Raw genomic sequence first — 15,884 nt, 5'->3', positions numbered from 1 at the left:
ACCCCGTGCGAACAACACGGTTGGTGTCCCCCGATCAGGTGCGTGACCTCCTCGCCGGGACCGGCGCGACGGTCCGGGAATCGGTCCGTCTCGCCGACCTGACCACCCTGCGGGTCGGCGGTCCGGCGCTGGTGGTCGACTGCGCGACCACCGAGGCGCTGATCGCCACGGTGACGGCGCTCGACGCGGCCGAAATCCGGGTGCTGCTACTCGCGGGCGGGTCGAACCTGCTCATCGACGACGCCGGTTTCGACGGTGTCGTGGTGCGGGTCGCCACCACCGGGGTGCGGCTCGGCGCCGACCTGGTGCTGGCCGAGGCAGGCGCAGGCTGGGACGAGGTGGTGGCCGCGACCGTCGCCGCCGGACTCGGCGGGCTGGAGTGCCTGTCCGGCATCCCCGGCTCGGCGGGGGCGACGCCGGTGCAGAACGTCGGCGCGTACGGCGTCGAGGTGGCCACCCTGTTGCGCCGGGTGCGGCTGCTCGACCGTAAGACGGGATCGGTGCGCTGGGTGGAGCCTGCCGAGCTCGGGTTCGGCTACCGGACCAGCGTGCTCAAACACAGCGACGCCGCCGTGGTGCTCGCGGTGGAGTTCACGCTCGACCCGTCCGGGATGAGTGCGCCGCTGCGCTACGGCGAGCTGGCCAGGGCGCTCGACGCCGACGACGGACAGTGCCGTCCGGCCGCCGCGGTGCGCGAGCAGGTGCTGCGGCTGCGGGCAGGCAAGGGCATGGTGCTCGACCCGGCCGATCACGACACCTGGAGCGCGGGCTCGTTCTTCACCAACCCGGTGGTCGCCGCCGAGCGGTTGCCGCAGGTCATGGCGGCCATCACCGCGCAGGTGGGCGAGGTGTCGGTGCCGACCTACCCGGCGCCGGACGGCACCAAGCTGTCGGCGGGGTGGCTGATCGAGCGGGCCGGTTTCGCCAAGGGGTTCCCCGGCGAGCAGGCGGCCGCCCGGTTGTCGACCAAACACACTCTCGCGCTGACCAACCGGGGAGCGGCGACCGCGAACGACATCGTCGAGCTGGCTCGCACCGTGCGCGCGGGCGTGCTGGAGCGGTTCGGCGTCACCCTCGAGCCGGAACCGGTGACTGTCGGCCTCACGCTGTGAATCCGGCGCGGTCGACCGGCTCGTTGCCTGCGGCGGCATGCGAGCGGCAGGTGACGGGGGTCCACCGGCGTTGGGATATTCGTCGCGGTCGGCCCGCGGTCGTGGTGCTCGTGCTGGCGGTGCTCGTGGTGCTGACCGGGTGCGGGACCGCCCGCCCCGGTGGTGCGGCGGGTCCGGTCGCGCGGGTGGCCGTGACACCGGCGGCGGGTGCGTCCGGGGTCGACCCGGTGGCGCCCATCGGGGTCGAAGTCAGCGACGGCCATCTCGATCAGATCGCGCTCACCAATGCCAACGGCAAGCAGGTCGAGGGCAGGCTGACGCCCGATCGCACGACCTACGAGATCATCGAGCCGCTCGGCTACGACGCCACCTACACCTGGACCGGCACCGCGATCGGCACCGACGGTATCCCGGTGCCGATCGACCGCACCTTCACCACGCTCAGTCCCGAGTCCACCATCCCGGCCACGGTGAACATCGGTGACGGCCAGGAGGTCGGGATCGCGGCGCCGATCATCCTGAAGTTCACCGGGCCGGTACCGGACAAGGCGGCGGTGGAGCGGGCGCTCACCGTCACCACCGAGCCCGCGACCGAGGGGGCATGGGCCTGGCTGCCCGACGACGGCGGGTCACGGGTGCACTGGCGGCCGAGGAACTACTGGATCCCGGGCACGAAGGTGCACATGTCGGCGCGGCTCTACGGTCTCGACTTCGGTGGCGGCGCGTACGGCCACGCCGACCTGACCACCGATTTCACCATCGGCCGCAGCCAGATCGTGCTCGCCGACGCGCCGAGCCACCGCATGCGGGTGGTCCGCGACGGCACCACCGTCTTCGACTTCGCCGTCTTCTGTGGCGAGTGCGACGAACCGCGTGATGTCACCCGCTCGGGCATCCACGTGGTGACCGAGAAGTACGTCACCAACGGCTGCATCGACCTCTCCCCGGCCGACGCCGCGGCCTACTTCCCGACCGCCATGTACGGCGACCCCGTCGAGGTCACCGGCACCGCCATCCCGCTGTCCCGCGCCGACGGCGACATCTACGACTGGGCCGTCGACTGGTCCGCGTGGCGGTCTATGTCGGCCCTGGCAGGCGCGTCGAGTTCCGGGCCACGCTGAGCGCTCACAAACCTCGCGACGGCCGCTGTTTCCAACCGATCGGCGTGTTTGTGAGCGTGCAGCGTGGTGGTTGACCGGCTCAGGCCATCGCCGGCACCCCACTCGGCCAGCGAGGATGGTTGCGGTCGATGACGTAGGTGTGGGTGTGCTGGAAGCGGCCGGGAGCGATTTCGACGGCGTCGGAGAGGATCGCCGGGTCGGTCGTGCCGAGCTCGTGGACGTGGGTGATCTCGGCTGGGTCGTCGCTCGGCCACAGCCGCAGCGCGGCGGTGGTGCCGACGGCGGCGATCACGGCGAGGGTGACCCACGTGGTGGTGAACCCGGCCATGGTCGCCAGCCAGCCGGTGATCGGGTAGGTGACCAGCCAGGCCAGGTGCGACAGCGAGAACTGGGCGGCGAACAGCGCGGGCCGGTCCTCGGCACGGGCCGAGCGGCGCAGCACCCGCCCGGTGGGGGTGAGGACGAGGCCGGTGCCCGCACCGATCACGGCCCAGGTGGTGAGCGCGGCGGCCCAGCTCCACTGCCCGGTCGGCGCGGTCGACAGCGCGATCGCGGCGGCGAGGCCGGTGACGAGCACGGCCGCGCCGGTGAGCATCACCGGGCGTTCCCCGCGCCGGTCCAGGATCCGCGGCAGCGTGAGCGCGACCAGCATGGTGCCGAAGCCGTTGGCCGCGAGCAGCATCGCCACCCCGGACTGATCGCCGCCGAGTACGTCGCGGGCGTAGTTCACGGTGTTGACCATGACCACCGAGCCCGCGGCCGCGACCACGAGGTTCAGCCCGAGCAGTCCGCGCAGCCGCGGCGTCGCCGCGAACAGCCGCAGACCAGCGGCGAGGCGTTCGCCGATCTTGCCGTCCCCGACCACCGCGTCCGGCACGCGCGCGCCCATGACCAGCCCGATCGAGATGACGAAGCCGATACCGGTGCCGACGAACAGCCAGTGGAAGCTGATCACGCTCAGGGCCAGTGCCGCCAGCATCGGGCTGAGCAGCGTCTCCATGGTCGCGGCCAGCTGGGCGGCCGACAGCGCCTTGGTGTAGTCGCGTTCGTCGGGGAGGATGTCGGGTAGCACGGCCTGGTAGGTGGGGGTGTAGGCGGCCGAGGCGATCTGGAGCAGGGTGATCAGCACGTAGATCTGCCAGATCTGGTCGACGAACGGCAGGGCGAGCACGATCGCGCCGCGAATGCCGTTGAGCGCCATCAGGAATTGCCTGCGTGGAAGCAGCCCGGCGTAGGCGCCCGCGATCGGGGCGACGGTCACGTAGGCGACCATCTTCAGTGTCAGCGCGGTGCCGAGCACGATGGCCGCGTTCCCGCCCGCCAGTTCGTAGGCCAGCAGCCCGAGGGCGACGGTGGTGAGGCCGGTGCCGAACAGCGCGGCCACCTGCGCGGTGAACAGCAACCGGTAGTCCCGGTGGGCGAACAGTGAGGTGGACATGCGCTCGGCTCCCCTTGATAGATGCATTCTCTCTTATCTGCGTACTGATGCAACCATATACCCATAGGGGGTATTTCCGTCAAGGGTGCGCCGCGGTGGGGTTGACCTGAAGAAAGGTTGAGGTAGCACCGTAGTGCGCAGCGGCGGCCGAGGGCCGCCACCGACGCAAGGGGATCCGCATGACCGCCATCGCCACCCACCACAGCACCGAGATCCGGCCGCTGCGGCTCGCCGTCGTCATCGGCAGCACCAGGCGGGGCCGGTTCGGTCCGACCGTCGCAGACTGGTTCGTCGGGCAGGCGGCCCCGCGTGACGCGCTGACCGTCGACATCGTCGACGTCGGACAGCTCGAACTGCCGCACACCTTCGGCGCTCCCGCACCCGCCGCCGTCGCCGCGGCCACCGACACGCTCGCCACGGCCGACGCCTTCGTCATCGTGACACCCGAGTACAACCACAGCTACCCGGGTTCGCTGAAGAACCTGATCGACAGCCACCACGTCGAATGGCAGGCCAAGCCGGTCGGCTTCGTCTCCTACGGCGGCATCTCCGGCGGCCTGCGCGCGGTCGAACACCTGCGCCCCGTCTTCGCCGAGCTGCACGCGGTGACGGTCCGCGACTGCGTGGCCCTGCCCAATCCGTGGGGCAGGTTCGACGAGGCGGGCAGGCTCACCGACCCCGGCGACGCCGAGAACGCCGCCGCGCTGCTGCTCGACCAGCTGACCTGGTGGGGCGAGGCGCTGCGCACCGCACGCGCCGTCCACCCGTACGGAAAGTGACGGCCGTGCTCACCCGAACCCCCACCGTGCCGCGGCCGGTCCGCAATCCGGTGCGCGTCGCGCTGGTCCTGGTGATCGGCATGATCATGGCGACGCTCGACGGCACGATCGTCAACGTCGCCATCAACCGGCTCTCCGCCGAGTTCGGCGCGGGTCTCGGCACCATCCAGTGGGTCGCCACCGGCTACGCGCTCGCCCTCGGCGCCGTGGTGCCCGCCTCAGCCTGGCTGGTCGGGCGGGTCGGCGCGAAACGGCTCTACCTGATGGCGATCACGGCGTTCGCGCTCGGTTCGGTGCTGGCCGGGCTGGCCTGGAACGTCGAGTCGCTCATCGCTTTCCGTCTGCTCCAGGGCGCCAGTGGCGGACTCCTCATGCCGGTGGCGATGACCATTCTGTTGCGCGCGGCCGGGCCGGAGCGGCTCGGCCAGCTGATGAGCACCCTCGGCCTCGCCATTCTGGTCGGTCCGTTGCTCGGTCCGGTGATCGGCGGCTACCTCATCGACGAGGTGTCGTGGCGGTGGATGTTCCTGATCAACCTGCCGCTGGGCGCGCTGGTGCTGGTGCTGGCGTCACGGGTGGTTCCCGATGACGCCCCCGAGCCGCCGAAATCGCTGGATGTGGTGGGTCTGCTGCTCATGTCACCCGGCCTGGCCCTGGTGATCTACGGGGTGACGGCCGCGGGGGAGAGCGCCGGGTTCGGATCCCCCGCCGTGCTGGTGCCGCTGCTTGCGGGCGCCGGGCTGATCGCCGCCTTCGTGCTGCGCTCGCTGTCGACCCCGGTACCGCTGCTCGACCTGCGGGTACTCGGGAACCGCACCACCGGCATCTCGGCCACCCTGCTCGCCCTGTTCGCCACCGGCTACTTCGGTTCGATGCTGTTGCTGCCCCTGTACTTTCAGGTGGTTCGCGGCGAATCCGCGCTGCTGGCGGGGGCGCTCGCAATTCCGTTCGCGCTGGCGTCGGGCACGACCATGCAGGTGGCGGGCAGGCTGATCGACCGGATTCCGCCCGGCCGCTATCTGCCGGTCTCGATCGCGGTGGCGCTCACCGGGTTCGTGCTGTTCGTGGTCCAGCTCGACGCCGACGCGCCCTACTGGGCACTCGGCCTCACCATGCTGCTGATGGGCGCAGGTGGCGGCGGCACCATGATGCCGGTGATCACCACCGCGACCAGGCCGCTGAGCCGCGAGCAGCAGCCCGCCGGGTCGACGGTGCTCAACATGATCAGCACCACCGCCATGGCGATCGGCACCGCGGTGAGCTCGGTGACCCTCGGCGCACTGCTGCCGGTGACCGGCGGTCTGCAAGCGCTGCATGGCCTCGACCCGGCCCAGCGCGCCGAGTTCGCGCCCGCGCTGGCCGAGGCGTTCCAGCGCACGTACGTGATCGCGCCGGTCATGATCGCCCTCGCCCTGATTCCCGCGCTGCTGCTGCCCCGGCGTCTGGCCGACACCTGAAGCAAGCGATAGAGCGGGTCGTCGGCGCCAGGGCGCGGGCTAGGCCGATTCGGTGGCGCGTTCCTTACTGATGGCCTCGGCCTGCTCCGGGTCCAGGCCCTGCTGCTTGGCCAGCAGATCGCGGATCTCGATGAGCAGTTCGGTCTCCGTGGGCTCGGCGGCCTTGGTGGTGCCGAACCGGTTCTTCAGCGACTTCATCGGCAGCATCAGCACGAAGTACAGCACCGCGGCGACCACGAAGAAGTTGATGAACGCGGTGATGATCGGGCCGATCTGGATGAAGGTCGCCGGCTTGTCGGCGACCAGCTGCACACCGAGGCCCAGCTCGTTGGTCGAACCGAACATCGCGAGCAGCGGGTTGATGAGGCCCTTGGTGAACGCGGTGACCACGGCGGTGAAGGCGGTACCGATCACCACCGCGACCGCGAGGTCGACCACATTGCCCCGCATCAGGAAATCTTTGAACCCGGCGAGCACGGACTTGATACTGCGCATCGGTGAAACACTCCTAGAACTGGCTATCGGCAAACGCGGTGATGCTAGCGGTCGTTCCGGGTGGTAGCGAATTGACAGCTACCGCCGCAGTCCGCGGCGACGACCTTCCGCAGTATCGGTCCGGTGCCACGGTTGCGCCACCGTGGCGCCCGAACAGCGTGCCCGGCCGGGGAATTGATCGCCGGGGTCAGGATCGCCGGGCGAAACTGCCCGGCCCGGCCTGGTCCCGCGGCTTCACCACGATCGTGTCGAGGTTCACGTGCGACGGGCGGCTGGCGACGAAGCCGACGATCTCCGCGATGTCCTGGGCATAGAGCGGGTCGATGCCCTCGTAGACCTTGGCCGCGCGTTCGCTGTCACCGTTGAAGCGGACCAGCGAGAACTCGGTCTCCACCGCGCCTGGCGCGATCTCGGTGAGCCGCACCGGTTGCCCGAGCAGCTCGTCGCGCAGGGTGCGGTGCAGGACCGCCTGGGCATGCTTGGCCGAGGTGTAGCCCGAGCCGTTCGGGTAGGCGTGCATGGCCGCGATCGAGGTGACGGTGACGATCAGGCCGTCGCCCGAGGCGATGAGCTTGGGCAGCAGTGCCTTGGTCAGGCGCAGCGTGCCGAGCACATTGGTCTCCCACATCCAGCGCCAGTCGTCGAGATCGGCCTCGGCGACGGTGGCCAGGCCCTTGGCGCCGCCCGCGTTGTTGACCAGTACGTCGACCCGCTCCAGCGCGTCGGTGCAGGCGCGCACCGATTCCTCGTCGGTGACATCGAGTTGCACTGCGGTGCCACCGATCTCCGCGGCGAGGCGCTGTACCCGATCGAAGCGCCTGGCACCGACGACGACGTGGTATCCCTGCTTGGCGAGTTCCCGGGCGGTGGCCTCACCGATTCCCGAGCTGGCTCCGGTGACGAGGGCGGTGCGAGTGCTCATGGGCCCGATCCTATTCGCCGCCATGGCCGCGATCACCAGCGCGTTAGCCTGTCGCCATGGCTATTCGTGATGCTGTCAGTGCCGATGGAACCAGGATCGTCTACCGGGTGACCGGGCCGGAAGCGGGGCGGCCGCTGGTGCTGCTGCACGGCTGGGCGGGCAACCTGCGGTGCTGGGGTGCCGCCGAGGACGATCTGGCCCAGCGCTACCGGGTGATCGCGGTGGACCTGCGCGGGCACGGCTACTCCGATGATCCCGGCGCCGGCTACGACGATCCGAAGGCCTGGGCGGCCGATGTCGCGGCCGTGCTCGCCGCCGAGGGTGTCGAGTCCGGCGCGGTCCTGCTCGGCTGGTCCTATGGCGGCATCGTCGCTACCGACTATCTCGCCACCGAGGGCACCACCAGGATCGCCGGTGTCGTCTACTGCGGTGCGCCCGCGCACATCGGCAGGGACGTGCCGGGCGCCGCGCCCGGCCCGGCCATGGTCAAGGCCATCCCCGGGGTGTTCGACGAGTCCGCTGGTCGCGCGGTGCGCGCGTTCGCGGTATTCGGCAACGCCAATACCGGACCGGGCGAGGACAAGGGGCCCGACGCGCAGCGGCTGTTCGGCGGCAGCCTCGCCACCCCGCCCTCGGTCCGCAAAGCGCTGTTCTACCGCACCGTCGACAACACCGAAACCCTTCGTGCGCTGGATGTTCCGGTACTCGTTCTGCACGGCACCGCGGATCCGGTGGTCCCGCTGGAGAACGGCCGCTACATCGTGGACAACGCCCCCGACGCGCGCGCCTCGTATTGGGAGGGTGCCCAGCACGGCCTGTTCATCGAGGACAGCGCCCGCTTCGTCGCCGAGGTGAGCGGGTTCCTCGACACGCTGGACTGAGCTGGGAATTTCGGATATCAATAGGTCTCGACGCCGATGTGATACGACTGTGATTGTTCTCCAGATCCAATGACTTCGGTTCGCACAGTGCCGAGGAAAATATTCTGGCAATCGTCACAGTCTTTCTCCGAATGCGTGTGTAGCGTTCGGAAATGCCGTTTGATGCGAAAGGAGGAAGGTTCGGCGTCGGGAGTGGAGTTCGATGATGGTCTGTCGGGCGGGTGGCGTGCGGATCGCGATCATGGCGGTCGCGCTGCTGGTCGGAGCGGCATGGCCGGCGCCGGCCGCCGCGGGCGAGCAGGCCTTCATCACCGACCGGCGTATCGAGACCGATAAGACCATCGATATCGGTGTGTATTCCCCGGCGATGGATATCGTCAGCCGGGTTCGGGTGCTGCGGGCCGCTGATCCGGAAGCGCCGGCGCCGACGCTGTATCTGCTCAACGGTGTCGGCGGCGGTAGTGATGGAAATTGGCTCGATCGCACCGATGTGGTGGAATTCTTCGCCGGTAGGCAAGTCAATGTGGTGATTCCGTTCGGTGGCGCGGGCAGCTACTTCGCCGACTGGCGGGCCGTGGACCCGGTGCTCGGCAAGCAGCGCTGGACCACCTTCCTCACCAGGGAACTGCCGCCGGTGATCGACAGCGCGTTCGGCGGCAACGGCGCCAATGCCATTGCGGGACTGTCGATGGCGGGTACCTCGGTGTTCCAGCTGGCGCTCGCCGCGCCGGGAATGTACCGGGCCATCGGCTCCTACAGCGGGTGTGTGCGCACGAGTGACCCACGCGGACAAGCGATCGTGAGCGCGGTGGTGGGCAGCAGGCTCGGCAATGTCGCCAACATGTGGGGCCCGCCGACCGATCCGGCGTGGTCGGCGCACGACCCCTACCTGCACGCCGAGGCCTTCCGCGGCACCGAGGTGTACCTGTCCTCCGGCAATGGGCTGCCAGGGCCGTTCGACACCATCCACGCCGCCGACGGCGATCCGGTGCAGCTCACCACCCAGCTGCTCTTCGGCGCCACCCTCGAGGCCGTCACCAGCGTGTGTACCAGGCAGCTGAGTGACCGGCTGCAGGCGCTCGGCATTCCCGCCACGGTGGACCTGCGGCCCTACGGCACGCATTCGTGGGGCTACTGGGAAGACGATCTGCACAAGTCATGGCCGCTGTTCGAGGCCGCGCTCGCCCGCTGAACGCGGTGTCCGAAAATCGCTGGCACACACCGCCGCGATCCGGCAGGCTCGACGTGAACTCACTCACGAACATACTGTGACGACCGTCACCGATCCCGGTAGGGGCGTCGGCGGCGGCGTCGCGGCGTGCACACTGGAGGGTGTGAGTCAGCGTCGTCCGGAACTTTTACCCCACCGCATCGCGGTGCTGTCGGTGCACACCTCACCGCTGGCGCAGCCCGGCACCGGCGACGCGGGTGGCATGAACGTCTACGTGCTGCAGACCGCGCTCGAACTCGCCGAACGCGGCACCGAAGTGGAGATCTTCACCCGCGCGACCTCCTCGGATCTGCCGCCGGTCGCCGAGGCCGGACCGGGTGTCCTCGTGCGGCACGTGGTCGCCGGACCGTTCGAGGGGCTGGACAAGAACGATCTGCCCACCCAGCTGTGCCCGTTCACCGCCGAGGTGCTGCGGCAGGAGGCACGCCACCTGCCCGGCCACTACGACCTGGTGCATTCGCATTACTGGCTCTCCGGCCAAGTCGGCTGGCTGGCCCGCGACCGCTGGCGGGTGCCGCTGGTGCACACCGCGCACACCCTGGCCGCGGTGAAGAACGCCGCGCTCGCCGAGGGTGACGCCCCCGAACCCGAGACCAGGGTGATCGGCGAGAAGCAGGTGATCGCCGAGGCCGACCGGCTCGTCGCCAATACCGCCGACGAGGCGAGTCAGCTCGTCGACCTGTACGGCGCCGCCGCCGACCGCATCGATGTGGTGCCGCCCGGCGCGGATCTGAGCCGCTACCACCCCGGCGACAAACTCGCCGCCCGCGCGGCCCTCGGGCTACGCCCCGACGAGCAGGTGGTGGCGTTCGTCGGCCGGATCCAGCCGCTCAAGGCCCCCGATGTGCTGGTCCGCGCTGCCGCCGAACTGCTGCGCCGTGATCCGTCGCGCGCCCTGCGGGTGCTGATCGTCGGCGGCCCGTCGGGTACCGGCCTGGCCAGGCCGGACGCATTGATCGAGCTGGCCGCCGAACTCGGCATCACCGATCGGGTCACCTTCCTGCCGCCGCAGCCCGCCGACCGGCTCGTGCGGGTGTACCGCGCCGCCGACGTGGTCGCGGTGCCGAGCTACAACGAATCCTTCGGCCTGGTCGCCATCGAAGCGCAGGCCAGTGGCACCCCGGTGCTCGCCGCCGATGTCGGTGGACTCGGCACCGCGGTGCGGCACGGCGAATCCGGGCTGCTCGTCCCCGGCCACCGCACGCCCGACTGGGCCGACGCGCTGGCCGCCCTGCTCGACGACCGCGACCGGCTGGCGACGATGAGCACCACCGCCGTCGAGCACGCGAGCCGGTTCTCCTGGGCGCACACCGCCGAGGGCCTGCTCGACAGCTACGCTGCCGCGATGGCCGGGTTCCGTGCCGAACGCGGCCCGATCGCCCTGAACGCGGGCGAGACCGGTCAGGCCAGATCGCAGGCGCTGTGGCGGCGCCGGACGGGAGTACGCAGGTGAGCGCCGTATCGCAGGTGATCGACGAGACGCTGCGCGATCGCGAGATCGAATACACCCGCCACGGCGACGACACCTTCATCGTGGTGCTGCCAGGTGAGCGCAAGCTGAAGACCACGGTGATGCTCACCGTCGGCAAGCACGGTGTGCGCATCGAATCGTTCGTCTGCCGCAAGCCCGACGAGAACTTCGAGGGCGTCTACAAATACCTGCTGCGCCGCAACCGCCGCCTCTACGGGGTGGCCTACACCCTCGACAATGTCGGCGACATCTATCTCGTCGGCCGGATGTCGGCCGAGTCGGTCAGCCCCGACGAACTCGACCGCGTCTTCGGACAGATCCTCGAGGCCGTCGACACCGATTTCAACGTGCTGCTCGAACTCGGCTTCGCCGAATCCATCCGCAAGGAGTGGAAGTGGCGGGTGTCGCGCGGCGAATCACTGAAGAACCTGCGGGCCTTCGAGCACCTGATCGACACCGACGACACCCCCGCCGGCTGACCCCGGCGCCGCCATGGCAAGGCGGCGCCGGAAGCCGGATCAGCAGTTCGACGGAACCGGGTCACCCCGGAAGCGGGCCTCCACGTAGTTCCAGGCATCGACGAACCCGGCGACGGCCGCGGTCATGTGCTCGGAGATCTCGATCGTCGACAGCTGCACCGGCGAGCCCGCCGAGCACCAGTGCGCGATGGTCTCGGCGACCGGGCCGTACGGGGTGAGGGTGTCGTACTTGCCCTGCCAGATGTAGGTGGGCGCGGTGGGCGCACCGGCGAAGTGGACGATGCTGTTCTCCCGCAGCACGCCGCGGGCGACCTCGCTGCTCAGCAGCTCCTTCGACGCCGCCATCTGCTCGGCGTTGCGGAAGATGCCGTGGAAGAGCAGGAAGCGACGGCAGGCGTCCTTGGTGAACTCACGGAACCACAGGCCGTGCTCGTTCAGCGAGTCCGACACCGGCACCTTGTTCGGGTACTCCCGCTCGATGCCCATGGCGGCGGCGAAGGCAAGGCCGAAGCCGGGGTGCGGGGCGAAGCCGAGCGCGTCGGCCATCAGTTCGAGGTCGGCGGGGATGCCGCCGGAGACCACCGCGTCGAGCTTCAGTTCCGGGGCGTAGGTCGGCTGCAGCGCACCCGCCCACGCGGTGGCCATGCCGCCACCGGAGTAGCCGGCCAGCGCGACCGGCGAGTTGCCGACCCCGAGCTCGGCGACCTTGCGGACCGCGCGCACGCTGTCGAGGGTCACCATGCCGCTCATCTTCGCGGCACCGTAGGCGACGGTGGGGCCGAGGTAGTCGGGCACCGAGACCGCCCACCCGCGCCCGATCGGCAGCATCGCGCCCGGCGCGTCCTGTAGTTCGCCGTTGAACAGCGACTGCGAGGGATTGCACCTGGTGCCGATCGAGTTGATCAGCGCCTGGTACGACACCAGCGGCGGGTTCTGCACCCCGATCGGCATCAGCACGGTGGTGACGCCCATGATCGGGTTGCCCGCGGAGTTGGTGGAGCGGAAAGCGACCTGCCAGCCTTCGGTGCCGGGATAGAGGGTGGTGTCGATACGTCGGGTGCGTACCACGTCACCGGGGGCGAGGTCCCCGATATCGCTCGGCGCGGCGAAGAACGGGTCAGGGTCCGGGGTCGGATACAGCGGGTTCGCCCCCGCGGGCGCGGCGAGCAAGCCCACCGACACCAGGCTCAACACCAGTACAACGAATTTCGACACAGCTATCCTTCATCAGAGTTGTGCTGCCCAACTGACAAGACCCGACCCGGGTGAAGTATCCAACGAAAATGCGCGATGCGTACCGATCAGTAGTCAAAGTGTCGAGTACCACATTCTGTGAGGTCTCACAGCGGGCGTCCTTCACCTGGGCGTATGGAGGAAAGGGGCCGCCATGACGAGGCTCGCGCTCGACATCGGAGCAACGAAATTCGCTGCAGGACTGGTTGATTCGGACTACATGCTGCACGACGTGTGCCGGGTCGCCGCCACTGGAGCCGACCCGTGGACCGCGTGCAGGGAGCTGCTGCGCGCTGTAGCCGGTGACAGAACGGTGACCGCGGTCGGCATCGGCGCGGCCGGCCCGGTCGACGTTCCCGCCGGTGTGATCGCCCCACTGAACCTGCCGTCGTGGCGGGCCGGATTCGCCATCGTGGCGCACGTTCAGGCGCTGTTTCCCGAGGCCGGCGTCCGGCTGGCGATCGACGGCGCCTGTCTCGCGCTCGCCGAGCATCGGGTTGGCGGGCTGCGCGGGGTGGACAACGGACTCGCGCTCACCGTGTCCTCGGGGGTCGGTGGCGGCATCGTCGCCGACGGGCGGGTGGTGGCCGGCCGCACCGGCAACGGCGGCCATATCGGCCACCTCGTGGTAGCCGGTGATGAAACGCCGTGTAGCTGTGGCGGATTCGGCTGCGTCGAGGCTGTCGCCAGCGGGCTGTCGGCCGTGCGCTGGGCCCGCGAGCACGGCTGGACCGGCACCACCGGCGTGGAACTCGCCGAGGCCGCGCGCGGCGGCGACGAGGTGGCCGTCGCGGCGCTCGGCCGGGCAGGCACCGCGCTCGGGCAGGCCGTGGCCTCCGCCGCCGCGCTGCTCGACGTCGACAAGGTGGTGATCGGCGGCGGCTTCGCGCACTCCGGCGCACCGCTGTGGGATCCGCTGCGCGCCGCCGTCGCCGCCCACGCGCGGCTGGGCTTCCTCGACGGTCTCACGGTGGAGCTGTCGACCCTGACCGACGGGGCGACCCTCGTCGGCGCCGGGGTACTCGCCGCCGAGGCGGTGCTGTCACGGTGACGGCCGGGTTCGACGAGGTGGCGTGGTCACGGCAGGGCACCTGATGCCAGAATGACCCCATGACCTACACCCTCGTGCTGCTGCGCCACGGCGAGAGCGAATGGAATGCCCTCAACCTGTTCACCGGCTGGGTGGACGTCCATCTGACCGACAAGGGCATCGCCGAGGGCAAGCGGGCAGGCGAACTGCTCGCCGAGCACGACGTGCTGCCCGACATCGTCTACACCTCCCTGCTGCGCCGCGCGATCAGCACCGCCAACAACGCGCTCGACGCCGCCGACCGGCACTGGATCCCGGTCGTGCGCGACTGGCGCCTCAACGAGCGTCACTACGGCGACCTGCAGGGCAAGAACAAGGAGCAGGTCCGCGAACAGTACGGCCAGGACCAGTTCATGCTGTGGCGCCGCAGCTACGACACCCCGCCCCCGCCGATCGCCGACGACAACCCGTACAGCCAGGAAGGCGACCCGCGCTACGCCGGCATCGAGGTCCCCAAGACCGAATGCCTGAAGGACGTCGTCGCGCGCATGATCCCGTACTGGGAGAACACCATCGCCCCAGAGCTGAAGACCGGCAAGACCGTCTTGGTCGCCGCCCACGGCAACTCCCTGCGCGCCCTGGTGAAGCACCTCGACAACATCTCCGACGAGGAGATCTCCGGCCTCAACATCCCCACCGGCATCCCGCTGCGCTACGAACTCGACGAGAACCTGCGCCCGGTGAAGCCTGCCGAATACCTCGACCCCGAGGCCGCCGCCGCGGGTGCGGCCGCCGTGGCAAGCCAGGGCGGCAAGTAGTCCTTTCGCTCAGAGCCCGGCCCGCGCCACCGCTCGGTGCGGGCCGGGTCTGCATTCGGCAGCCAACCTGTCATCCGACCGGTTGCTCCGCACCACTACGGACGTTGGGAGAGGATGACGCTCACTCCCTCCATGGACCGAACCCACGCCGCAGTATCACTACATCGCAGCTCGACGAGGTCGAGGAGGCGAGTGAGGTCGTCGGGCAGGTTTCGAGTGAAGATCGGTTCGTGGTGAGCGATGCGATTACGCAATCTCCTGATCGCGTCGAGGTCGGCGTAGATCCGGCCACGGAGCTGGCGCGTTGTCCGCCGTGGCCCATGGGGGAACAGCGTGAGAATTTGTTGGTCCCAGATTCGACCGTCATGGCGCGCGGTGAACATGCTCTGCCAGAATGCGAACTTCAGCTCCGCGATCACCTTGCCCGGTGTGGTCTCCCGGCTCCGCGTCCGAATCAGGTCGTGTCGCGGGTTGTACGTGGGGCCACCTGGCGAGGGAAGGCTGCGCTCGAAGGTCCCGTCCCATGGCCACTTGGCGCCATAGAGCGCGGTGAGGGCATCTGACACCGCGTTCCTTGTAGCGACTTCGGCGAAGTGCGCCGGCAGCATCAGTGCAGCGGACACCCGGGCATTCCAGCCGTAGAGGGCAACAGCGCGCGCGATGTCACCGTTGGCTGCCGAAATATAGGTCTGAGCACGTGGAGCACTGAGTACTGCGCAAATCGCTGCTTCGTGGGCTGGCTTGGCAGTCGGCACGACGCGGAATGTACACTGACTACCATGCGTCGCGGGATTCGCGGGCTTTTGCCTCCCCCTGCGGACAAGGGAACATCTGAGCGGGACCTCGTAGCGGGGTCCCGCTCATTTTTTGTGGCGCACTTCGATTTCGGACTCGGTGATCGAGCATCTCGGTCCGCGTGCGAAGGAGGCGATCGTGACGACAGCTGAGCGGATCAGCGCCGAGGCCGAGGCCCGGGGCGAAGCCAGAGGGCGTGCTGAGCCCCTGATCGAGCAGTTGATCATGAAGTTCGGCGCGGTGCCCGCCGCAGTTGCTGCCAGAATCCGCGCTGGCAGTATGGATCAGCTTCGCGAGTGGATTCGTCGGGTGCTGACCGTCGACACCATCGACGAGGTCTTCGCCTGAGGCCGCCTCGCCCGGGAGCTGGTGACATTCGCAGTCAACTCCCGAACCGACCAGGTGCGCAGGATACGTGCGAAGCGTACGGCGATGGTGCTCGCAGGAGGCTGGTTGGCAGGGTTGTCTGTCCCTCGGTCGGGCTCTCCGATAACGACCGACAGGAGCGGCCGGGCCCAGGACACGACACAGGTAGCCCGTCGCGGGCAGAGACCTCGCCCCGAAATGACGAAGGCCCAGCGTCACACCGGTGCTCGTGTGAGCAACCAGGTGAAACCGGACA

16 protein-coding genes are annotated in these 15,884 nt (G+C 69.3%); 11 read left to right on the top strand and 5 right to left on the bottom strand.

From position 1 onward, the window contains the following. The first annotated feature begins 20 nt into the window (after window positions 1–20). Together ACFOW8_RS14040 and ACFOW8_RS14035 are read left to right on the top strand one after the other, a co-directional pair. Window positions 21–1,112, top strand: coding sequence for a UDP-N-acetylmuramate dehydrogenase (locus tag ACFOW8_RS14040; RefSeq protein WP_378551198.1), 1,092 nt, complete (start codon window positions 21–23; stop codon window positions 1,110–1,112). Window positions 1,113–1,213: 101 nt separating this feature from the next. Beyond that, window positions 1,214–2,233 carry an Ig-like domain-containing protein gene (locus ACFOW8_RS14035; protein ID WP_449289770.1) on the top strand — a complete coding sequence of 340 codons (1,020 nt, stop codon included), beginning with the start codon at window positions 1,214–1,216 and terminating at the stop codon, window positions 2,231–2,233. 79 nt (window positions 2,234–2,312) lie between these two features. Here ACFOW8_RS14035 and ACFOW8_RS14030 read toward each other — a convergent pair whose 3' ends face one another. Next, complete coding sequence (locus ACFOW8_RS14030) at window positions 2,313–3,671, bottom strand: MFS transporter (protein ID WP_378551028.1); 1,359 nt, start codon at window positions 3,669–3,671, stop codon at window positions 2,313–2,315. A 179-nt stretch (window positions 3,672–3,850) separates the two neighbouring features. On the opposite strand from ACFOW8_RS14030, the gene ACFOW8_RS14025 reads away from it, so the two are divergent. Together ACFOW8_RS14025 and ACFOW8_RS14020 are read left to right on the top strand one after the other, a co-directional pair. Continuing rightward, the gene (locus tag ACFOW8_RS14025) at window positions 3,851–4,450 is read left to right on the top strand and encodes an NADPH-dependent FMN reductase (RefSeq protein ID WP_378551026.1); all 600 of its coding nucleotides are present in this window, start codon (window positions 3,851–3,853) and stop codon (window positions 4,448–4,450) included. A 5-nt stretch (window positions 4,451–4,455) separates the two neighbouring features. After that, window positions 4,456–5,907 (top strand): DHA2 family efflux MFS transporter permease subunit, encoded by a 1,452-nt coding sequence (locus tag ACFOW8_RS14020; RefSeq protein ID WP_378551024.1) that lies wholly within the window; start codon window positions 4,456–4,458, stop codon window positions 5,905–5,907. A 39-nt stretch (window positions 5,908–5,946) separates the two neighbouring features. Here ACFOW8_RS14020 and mscL read toward each other — a convergent pair whose 3' ends face one another. Both mscL and ACFOW8_RS14010 read right to left on the bottom strand, forming a co-directional pair. Next, the gene (gene mscL, locus ACFOW8_RS14015) at window positions 5,947–6,384 is read right to left on the bottom strand and encodes a large conductance mechanosensitive channel protein MscL (RefSeq protein WP_378551196.1); all 438 of its coding nucleotides are present in this window, start codon (window positions 6,382–6,384) and stop codon (window positions 5,947–5,949) included. 205 nt (window positions 6,385–6,589) lie between these two features. Continuing rightward, window positions 6,590–7,324: an SDR family NAD(P)-dependent oxidoreductase gene (locus tag ACFOW8_RS14010; protein WP_378551022.1), complete on the bottom strand. Its 735-nt coding sequence runs from the start codon at window positions 7,322–7,324 to the stop codon at window positions 6,590–6,592. 56 nt (window positions 7,325–7,380) lie between these two features. Between ACFOW8_RS14010 and ACFOW8_RS14005 the strand changes: the two genes are divergently transcribed. The 4 genes from ACFOW8_RS14005 to ACFOW8_RS13990 all read left to right on the top strand — a co-directional run bounded on the left by ACFOW8_RS14005 (window position 7,381) and on the right by ACFOW8_RS13990 (window position 11,386). After that, on the top strand, window positions 7,381–8,205 hold the full coding sequence (locus tag ACFOW8_RS14005) for an alpha/beta fold hydrolase (protein WP_378551020.1): 825 nt from the start codon (window positions 7,381–7,383) through the stop codon (window positions 8,203–8,205). A gap of 202 nt (window positions 8,206–8,407) precedes the next feature. Then, window positions 8,408–9,397, top strand: coding sequence for an alpha/beta hydrolase (locus ACFOW8_RS14000; protein ID WP_378551018.1), 990 nt, complete (start codon window positions 8,408–8,410; stop codon window positions 9,395–9,397). A gap of 133 nt (window positions 9,398–9,530) precedes the next feature. Then, window positions 9,531–10,889: a D-inositol-3-phosphate glycosyltransferase gene (mshA, locus tag ACFOW8_RS13995; RefSeq protein ID WP_378551195.1), complete on the top strand. Its 1,359-nt coding sequence runs from the start codon at window positions 9,531–9,533 to the stop codon at window positions 10,887–10,889. After that, on the top strand, window positions 10,886–11,386 hold the full coding sequence (locus ACFOW8_RS13990) for a type III secretion system chaperone family protein (RefSeq protein WP_378551016.1): 501 nt from the start codon (window positions 10,886–10,888) through the stop codon (window positions 11,384–11,386). Before mshA ends, ACFOW8_RS13990 begins: the two co-directional genes overlap by 4 nt. A gap of 39 nt (window positions 11,387–11,425) precedes the next feature. Here the strand turns inward: ACFOW8_RS13990 and ACFOW8_RS13985 are convergent, their stop codons facing one another. Further along, window positions 11,426–12,601 (bottom strand): lipase family protein, encoded by a 1,176-nt coding sequence (locus ACFOW8_RS13985; protein WP_378551014.1) that lies wholly within the window; start codon window positions 12,599–12,601, stop codon window positions 11,426–11,428. 172 nt (window positions 12,602–12,773) lie between these two features. On the opposite strand from ACFOW8_RS13985, the gene ACFOW8_RS13980 reads away from it, so the two are divergent. Then, window positions 12,774–13,670, top strand: a complete 897-nt coding sequence (locus ACFOW8_RS13980; RefSeq protein WP_378551012.1) for an ROK family protein — start codon at window positions 12,774–12,776, stop codon at window positions 13,668–13,670. Between the two features lie 59 nt (window positions 13,671–13,729). Continuing rightward, window positions 13,730–14,467, top strand: coding sequence for a phosphoglyceromutase (locus ACFOW8_RS13975; protein WP_378551010.1), 738 nt, complete (start codon window positions 13,730–13,732; stop codon window positions 14,465–14,467). A 95-nt stretch (window positions 14,468–14,562) separates the two neighbouring features. On the opposite strand, the gene ACFOW8_RS13970 is transcribed toward ACFOW8_RS13975, so the two are convergent. Continuing rightward, the gene (locus ACFOW8_RS13970; RefSeq protein WP_378551008.1) at window positions 14,563–15,222 is read right to left on the bottom strand and encodes a hypothetical protein; all 660 of its coding nucleotides are present in this window, start codon (window positions 15,220–15,222) and stop codon (window positions 14,563–14,565) included. Between the two features lie 178 nt (window positions 15,223–15,400). Here ACFOW8_RS13970 and ACFOW8_RS13965 point away from each other — a divergent pair, with 178 nt between their 5' ends. Further along, a complete protein-coding gene (locus ACFOW8_RS13965; protein ID WP_378551006.1) occupies window positions 15,401–15,610 on the top strand; it encodes a hypothetical protein in 210 nt (69 codons plus the stop codon). Window positions 15,611–15,884 lie beyond the last annotated feature (274 nt).

The sequence above is a fragment of the Nocardia rhizosphaerae genome (assembly GCF_042650365.1).
Taxonomy (GTDB): domain Bacteria; phylum Actinomycetota; class Actinomycetes; order Mycobacteriales; family Mycobacteriaceae; genus Nocardia; species Nocardia rhizosphaerae.
Note: the sequence above shows the minus strand (reverse complement) of the source record. Positions and strands in the feature narration are given on the sequence as shown.

Coding starts and splice junctions, on each gene's coding strand:
- ACFOW8_RS14030 (WP_378551028.1), bottom strand. CDS start 3,671: ATGTCCACCTCACTGTTCGCCCACCGGGACTACCGGTTGCTGTTCACC.
- ACFOW8_RS14025 (WP_378551026.1), top strand. CDS start 3,851: ATGACCGCCATCGCCACCCACCACAGCACCGAGATCCGGCCGCTGCGG.
- ACFOW8_RS14010 (WP_378551022.1), bottom strand. CDS start 7,324: ATGAGCACTCGCACCGCCCTCGTCACCGGAGCCAGCTCGGGAATCGGT.
- ACFOW8_RS14005 (WP_378551020.1), top strand. CDS start 7,381: ATGGCTATTCGTGATGCTGTCAGTGCCGATGGAACCAGGATCGTCTAC.
- ACFOW8_RS14000 (WP_378551018.1), top strand. CDS start 8,408: ATGATGGTCTGTCGGGCGGGTGGCGTGCGGATCGCGATCATGGCGGTC.
- ACFOW8_RS13980 (WP_378551012.1), top strand. CDS start 12,774: ATGACGAGGCTCGCGCTCGACATCGGAGCAACGAAATTCGCTGCAGGA.
- ACFOW8_RS13975 (WP_378551010.1), top strand. CDS start 13,730: ATGACCTACACCCTCGTGCTGCTGCGCCACGGCGAGAGCGAATGGAAT.